This is a genomic window from Thomasclavelia sp., from assembly GCF_017889095.1.
Lineage (GTDB): Bacteria > Bacillota_I > Bacilli_A > Erysipelotrichales > Coprobacillaceae > Thomasclavelia.
Map to the genome: position 1 here is coordinate 1 of NZ_JAGHEW010000163.1, position 7,014 is coordinate 7,014.

Here is a 7,014-nt window from a genome sequence, read left to right on the forward strand (position 1 = left end):
CAGGTACTTTCCCCTTGATATTCCGGTTTATCATCAGCAATAAAATTAGTATAAACAAAAAATCCACCGCCTAAAACAACCAAAACAGCGACAATGATGATTGCTAAAATTTTAGGATCAACTTTTTTTGTTTGTACTTTATTACGATTACTGCGTGACATTTCTACTTCAATTTTGCTTCCACAGTTTTCACAAAACAAATCCCCTTCACGTACTTCATGACCACAATTTTTACACTTCATAATATCTCCTCATTCGTTTAATTACTTATTTAATTTATATGTTTATATCGGTAAAATTATAGCATAAATAGCAATATTTGTATAGTTTACCAGAATTCAAAAACATTCTTATTACTTCATTAATATGATGATAAAAATAAAAGCAATTGACAATTTTTTTAATTTTTTAGATAATAAAAATTAGGAGGGATTAATATGTATTGTGCTAACTGTGGTAAGCAAATAGCTGATGATGTGCGATTTTGTCCAGAATGTGGTGCTCAAATAAACAATCAGCAAATGAATACACAGTCAAACTCTAATAATTCCAATAATTATAATGGTGCTTTTAGATGGAAAACTGGAGCAATCATTGGGTTTATTATTTTAATTCTTGGTAGACTATTTTCAATTTTACTATGTACTTCATTATTGATATTATATTATGATTTATATCTGCAATTGAATAATTTCAATCTTACGATTATCTTAGCTGCTGAAGTAATTGCATTGATTTTATTAATTATTTTAATCATTAAAAAAACGCGTGTTTATATCTATATTTTCTATGCAACGAAAATACTAGAAGTTGCTTATACTTTTATGCAACTTGGAGCTTACTTTGATTTATCGCATACTTTAAAATTATTCATTTATGTGGCTATCGATGTTGGATTCACTTATTTAGTGATAAGTAATTACTGGCATCAATTATCATAAAAATTAAAAGAAACGTGATTTGTTTCTTTTTTTATTGAAATTTATTTCACTCTCACTATATTTATTACCAGAATCCCAAAACATCCTTATTATCATCATTAATTTAACGATAAAAAATCAATTGACAATTTTTTTAATTTTTTAGATAATATAACAAAGGAGGGATTAATATGTTTTGTACTAACTGTGGTAAACAAATACCTGATGACGTGCGGTTTTGTCCAGAATGTGGTGCTCAAATAAATAATCAGCAAGCTGATCCATTTGGTGATCAAAATATCGGATTTAATAACCAAACAAATCAAACTAGTAATTATAATTCTTATCAGCAAATGAATAACCAGTCAAACTTTAATAATTTTAATAACTATAATGGTGCTTTTAGATGGGGAGCTGGAGCAATCATTTGGTTTGTTATTTTAATTCTTGGCTGCATTTTTTCAATTTACCAATTTACTGAGTTGATGGATTATAATCCATATCTACAATTATATGGTTTTAATATTACGATTGTCTTAGCTGCTGAAGCAATCGCATTAATTTCATTAATTATTTTAATTATTAAAAGAATGCGTGTTTGTGTCTATGTTTTCTATGCAATGAAAGTATTAGAAGTTGCTTATACTTATATGCAACTAGGAGCTTACTTTGATTCATCATATACTTTAGGATTATTTATTGGTATGATTGTCAATGTTGGAGTTACTTATTTAGTGTTAAGAAATTACTGGCATCAATTATCATAAAAACTAAAAGAAGCGAAATTCGCTTCTTTTTTAGTTAAAATTTATTTCACTAACACACGTATCACTATATTTATTACCAGGATAAACCTCATCAATTCTTAAAACAATCTGATTAGTAACATGTTCACTTGCAAACTTAATAGTTTGATTTTGATCATAAAGATCTTCAACACTAATTTGTTCTTCACTATCACCAAATAGCACTGTCAAGGTTTTAACTCGAGCATTTTTGTAATATAGATCTTCGCTTTTACAATATCCATTAACAATATTAATTGATTTTACCGTGCATTTATTTTCAAAATTAAATGTAACAGTTTCTCCAATACCTACATCACTTGCGCCTTCACTCCAAGTTGTTGCCTTATTTTGATCAATCAAATTATTCACTGAATAATCATAATTTCCTTGTACCAATGTTGAAGTCGCTAAAAGTGATGAAACTATGATTCGATTATCCGTAACGACTACTTTGCAAGTTGTTTTTTTATCCCCACTTTTTATCGTAATTGTTGTTTGACCCCCACTAATTCCTTTTACTCGACCTGAACTAGATACTGTCGCTATTTTAGTGTCAGCACTGCGATAAGTCACATCTTTTTCATCACATTCAATAAACTGATTTTCACCAACTTCAATTTCCATTTTTTCAGGTGATATTTTTAGTTTAGATTCTTTTTTATCACTATCTTTTTCAACTGTTTTTTCATTGTCAGTTTTTGGTTTATCGTTGATAAAATTTGAATAAACAAAGAAACCGCCACCTAAAACAACAATAATTGCCACAGCTACAATAGCAATAATTTTAGGATTTAATTTGCCTTTTTTAGTTTTAGAACGTGTTTCAACTTTTTCTTCTTTTTCTACTTTACTTCCACAATTTTCGCAAAATAAATCCCCTTCATTAATTTCATGTCCACATTTTTTACACTTCATATTACCTCTCCTTTGCCTTTCAATCATACCACGAAAATATATTTGAATATACTTTTTTTACATCTTTTCTAATTAATCTACTTTTATTTTTTAAAATACATGTAAAAACGATTTTGATTAATCACTATTGATTATTTAATTTAAAATAGATATTCTTTAAATTTTTTTACGATAAATTTATGATAAAAGGTACTTTGCAGTACCTTTTATATAACCCATTTTTAAAAATCTTTTACTCAAAAAACTGCTTTATATAATTATCAAATCGATATTTTGGAATAGTTAGCACTTTTTGAAAAAGAAAATGTTGGTATCTTTCTAATCCAAATTGCGCTCTTCCAAAATGCCCAGCTAAATCATCCATAATCGAAACAATATTTGCAAAACTAGGACTATTTTTAGAAGGAATTTCATTATAATCTAAATAATTATCTAAATCGAACTGTCTACTAATAGTCCTTTTATCAACTGTTTTTTCATTAAAAACCAAAATATAATTTATTTTCTTTCTACTATATTCAATTGTTTGATCAATCAAATCTAACAGCATTAATAAACTATCATATAATTTAACTTTTACTTCAGCATTGATTCGATTATCAATAATCCCATTTTTAAATTCTATAAAAAACCATTCATCATTAAATTTAAATAAAACATCATTAGATAGCTGTGTATCTGTTGGTCTAGGATTTAATTTAGATAAGTACATCCCTTTGATTCTATCAAAATCAATAACTTCATTTTCTAATAAGGACATGTATTTTGCTGCATCCTTATTATGTTTATCTTTAGAGGCCTCTTTTAAAGATATCCGACAATTTTCAAAATTATCAATCTTCATATTTCATATCATTTAAAAGCCTTAATGGCTCGGCTAATTTTTGATATATTTTCTCGGTATTTTTGGTAACATCTTCAAAATAGGCTCGATAATTATTGTTAAGATCCGCTAAATAATACTTACAATTATTGGCAATTTCATTTTTTGCTGAAAAAACTTCAATTGCGTTGATAAAATATGGGCTATGAGAATTTATCAAAACATGCAAGTTAAGTGTTTTTTGCAGTAATACTAGTAACTTGGCATATTTAAGTTGCCACTCAGGATGTAAATGAACTTCGGGCTCATCTAAAATTAACGTACTATTTTTTCCAATTTTAAATTCTTTGATCAATTTCAATAATATCGCAAAACTTTTAACCCCGGCTGATAAATTACTTATTTCCATTGCAGTTTCCAAATTCTTTTCTTTAAACATAATATTTCCATTTTCCAAAATAAAATCACCGTTGATTGAATCAATAATATCTTGTTCAATCTTAGCTAAAATATCATCACTAAGTATTTGATTATACACATTTGCTTCATTAATATCTGATGGTCTATTTAAAATAATTTGCATCCGATCAAAATGGGTTAAAATAGCCCCATCATTTTCATGTATTGATCCAATATAACTTTGAAAATTATATTTTGATAACCGATCAATTATAAATGGATTATCATAATAAATTACTTCACTATTTAAGTTTTGATATTCTTTTACCTGTAATTTTCTTTGATTATCTTCTATATCAAATGAAATATTCCTACTTCTTATTTCTAACTTTACATGTACATCATCATTGTTTCCTTTAGGTAAAAATTCATCATTAAATTCTATTTGTAACGAAGATTGCATTAATTTATTAATTTCACGCTGTTTATTGATTGAAACAATTGAAAAAATTTGTTCTGCCAATTGTTCAATATAACCATCATCTGCGTTATAATTTATACCATTAACTTTTAATACTTCTTTTAAAATTGACAAATATTGTTTCAATGTTATTTGATCATTATAACTGTTAATCAATTCAAAAACGATATGATTAATTCGCTTTAAATAAGATTTATAACTACTTACTGAATCAATTGGTGTTTTTAAATTAATTAATATATGCTGCCATCTTTCCAATCTTTCTTTTATTGCAAAGAATTTTTGTTTATATAGTCTATCTTCATAATTATAAAAAGTTTCAAATAAACTATATAATATTTTTCCAACTGTACTTTTACCAGTATTATTTTTGCCGGCAATTACAGTTATTCCGTTAATTTCAATATCTGCTTGTTCAATTTTAGCTAAGTTTTCAATATGCAGTTTCATTTTCCTTCTCCTTTCTATTTTTCTCACCTTTTAAAAAAAGATTATCTTAAAACTGATGAAAAAAATGTCTTTTAAACTTTTAAAAAATCACCTTAAATTGTATTATTCCTATTTTCTTTAAAACTAAATAGACTTCCCATTGCTCCTCAATCATACCACGAAAATATATTTGAATATACATTTTTTTACATCTTTTCTTTCTACCATGCTATAATATCAAAGAAAGTACATGTAAAGGAGGGTTAGCTTTGTTAATTACTGTCAGTAATTTATCAAAAATAAACGGTGTTAAGACTATTGTTGAAGATGTTTCTTTTACAATTGAAGAAAATGATAAAATTGCTTTAATTGGCATCAACGGTACTGGTAAAAGTACTTTGCTTAAAATTTTAGCTGGTAAAGAAAATTATCAGGGAACGATCTTACGAAAAAAAGATCTTCGTATTTCCTATCTTCCCCAAATACCTGATTTTGATCCTAATAATTCGGTCATGGAACAAGTCTATCAAGAGATTGACCGTAAACAGGTTAATGAATATGAAATCAAAGCTATATTGAACCGCTTTAATATAACTAATCACCACCAATTAATTAAAGAACTTTCTGGTGGACAACAAAAACGTGTTGCTTTAGCAATTACTTTGTTAAATCCTGGTGATTTGTTGATCCTTGATGAACCAACCAACCATCTAGATAATGAAATGATTGAATATTTAGAAAAATTTCTAATTAAATTTAATAAAGCAATTTTTATGGTCAGTCATGATCGCTATTTTTTAGAGCGAGTTATTAATAAGATCATGGAATTAGACCGTCGAAAAATTTACGAATATCAGGCCAATTACTCTAAGTTTTTAGAACTTAAAGAGATTCGGGAACAAACGGCTCTAGCTAGTGAACATAAGCGAAAACAATTTCTAAAAAAGGAATTAGAATGGGTCAAAGCTGGCGTTCAGGCTAGAACAACTAAAAGTAAAGATCGATTGCAACGCTATGAACAATTAAGTAAAATTGAAGATGTTGAAACTATTTCCCAGATTGAAATGATCGACACAGCATCTAGACTAGGTCGTAAAGTAATTGAACTAGATGATATTTCTATGCATTATAATGATAATGTTTTATTTGAACACTTTTCTTATTTATTCCAGGTTAAATCTAGAATTGGTATTTTAGGTAATAATGGTTGTGGGAAAAGTACTTTATTAAAAATCATTGCTAAAGAGTTAATTCCTACTAGTGGTAATGTTATTCATGGTCAAACAGTTAAAATTGGCTTTTTTAAACAAAATAGTGAAGAATTAGATGATGATTTAACCGTGATCCAGTCAATCCAAAAAATAAGTAATCATTTACAAACAAAAGATGGTACTTTTAGTGCTAAACAGATGTGCGAACGTTTTTTATTTGATTCTAATTTACAGCACACTTTAATTAAACGCCTTTCTGGTGGTGAAAAAAGACGGCTGTATTTATTACAAATTCTAATGGCAGGACCCAATGTTTTATTATTAGATGAACCAACTAATGATCTTGATATTACAACTTTATCGATCCTTGAAGATTATCTAGATGATTATAGTGGTGTGGTCATTACTGTTTGTCACGATCGTTATTTTTTAGATCGCATTTGTGATGGTTTACTAGTATTTAAAGACAAACAAATTACATACTATAATGGTGGTTATAGTACTTATCTTGATCTAAGTGAAAAGAAAGTGAAAGAAAAAGGTGACGGGGCTAAACGTTACCAGGAACAAAAGAAATTACAAAAGAAAAATCAAGTTCGCCTGTCACAACAGGAAAAACAAGAATTAGCGACGATTGAAGATGTGATCATTGATCTAGAAAACCAGATTGAACAGTTAAACCAGGAAATGAGTTTGCATCAGGATAATTATGAACAATTAAGAATTATTTCTAAAAAACACGAAGAGCTTTTAAATGAATTAGAAAATAAAAATAATCGCTGGTTAGAATTATTAGAAAAACAAGAATTAAGCCAAAATAATTCCTGATTTTACTCAGGAATTATTTTTTTAATCTCTAACACTTCTAATTTAACTTCATAATCTTTTAAATATAAACCTCGGTCCTCTAACTCAGCTTCACCAGTTTGATTGTCATAAGGATCTTGGCGTAAATATTTTTTTGGTGGATTAAATTCAAACTGGTATTCGCTACATGCCGGCATTCTAAATGGATCCAAGTGACCAAAATAATATTGCCAGCGATTTA

7 protein-coding genes and 1 pseudogene are annotated in these 7,014 nt (G+C 27.7%); 3 read left to right on the forward strand and 5 right to left on the reverse strand.

Features of this window, described 5'->3' with window-relative positions:
* Positions 1 to 242, reverse strand: a 242-nt coding sequence (locus J7M77_RS07280; RefSeq protein WP_296877171.1) for a zinc-ribbon domain-containing protein, incomplete at its 3' end; no start/stop codon positions are given.
* A gap of 195 nt (positions 243 to 437) precedes the next feature.
* Here J7M77_RS07280 and J7M77_RS07285 point away from each other — a divergent pair.
* Positions 438 to 941 carry a zinc ribbon domain-containing protein gene (locus J7M77_RS07285; protein WP_296877172.1) on the forward strand — a complete coding sequence of 168 codons (504 nt, stop codon included), beginning with the start codon at positions 438 to 440 and terminating at the stop codon, positions 939 to 941.
* Positions 942 to 1,111: 170 nt separating this feature from the next.
* Positions 1,112 to 1,687 (forward strand): zinc ribbon domain-containing protein, encoded by a 576-nt coding sequence (locus J7M77_RS07290; RefSeq protein ID WP_296877173.1) that lies wholly within the window; start codon positions 1,112 to 1,114, stop codon positions 1,685 to 1,687.
* A 30-nt stretch (positions 1,688 to 1,717) separates the two neighbouring features.
* Here J7M77_RS07290 and J7M77_RS07295 read toward each other — a convergent pair whose 3' ends face one another.
* From J7M77_RS07295 to J7M77_RS07305, 3 genes are all read right to left on the reverse strand, one after another.
* On the reverse strand, positions 1,718 to 2,623 hold the full coding sequence (locus tag J7M77_RS07295; protein WP_296877174.1) for an Ig-like domain-containing protein: 906 nt from the start codon (positions 2,621 to 2,623) through the stop codon (positions 1,718 to 1,720).
* A gap of 232 nt (positions 2,624 to 2,855) precedes the next feature.
* Complete coding sequence (locus J7M77_RS07300) at positions 2,856 to 3,467, reverse strand: hypothetical protein (protein WP_296877175.1); 612 nt, start codon at positions 3,465 to 3,467, stop codon at positions 2,856 to 2,858.
* A complete protein-coding gene (locus J7M77_RS07305) occupies positions 3,457 to 4,776 on the reverse strand; it encodes an AAA family ATPase (RefSeq protein ID WP_296877176.1) in 1,320 nt (439 codons plus the stop codon). The genes J7M77_RS07300 and J7M77_RS07305 overlap by 11 nt, the downstream gene beginning before the upstream one ends.
* A gap of 248 nt (positions 4,777 to 5,024) precedes the next feature.
* On the opposite strand from J7M77_RS07305, the gene J7M77_RS07310 reads away from it, so the two are divergent.
* Positions 5,025 to 6,794 (forward strand): ABC-F family ATP-binding cassette domain-containing protein, encoded by a 1,770-nt coding sequence (locus tag J7M77_RS07310; RefSeq protein ID WP_296877177.1) that lies wholly within the window; start codon positions 5,025 to 5,027, stop codon positions 6,792 to 6,794.
* A gap of 2 nt (positions 6,795 to 6,796) precedes the next feature.
* Here the strand turns inward: J7M77_RS07310 and J7M77_RS07315 are convergent.
* Positions 6,797 to 7,014: pseudogene (locus tag J7M77_RS07315) on the reverse strand (transglutaminase domain-containing protein); the annotation flags it as partial.

Excerpts from the sequence above, each read along its gene's own strand:
- J7M77_RS07290 (WP_296877173.1), top strand. The coding sequence starts at position 1,112 with ATGTTTTGTACTAACTGTGGTAAACAAATACCTGATGACGTGCGGTTT.
- J7M77_RS07285 (WP_296877172.1), top strand. The coding sequence starts at position 438 with ATGTATTGTGCTAACTGTGGTAAGCAAATAGCTGATGATGTGCGATTT.
- J7M77_RS07300 (WP_296877175.1), bottom strand. The coding sequence starts at position 3,467 with ATGAAGATTGATAATTTTGAAAATTGTCGGATATCTTTAAAAGAGGCC.
- J7M77_RS07295 (WP_296877174.1), bottom strand. The coding sequence starts at position 2,623 with ATGAAGTGTAAAAAATGTGGACATGAAATTAATGAAGGGGATTTATTT.
- J7M77_RS07305 (WP_296877176.1), bottom strand. The coding sequence starts at position 4,776 with ATGAAACTGCATATTGAAAACTTAGCTAAAATTGAACAAGCAGATATT.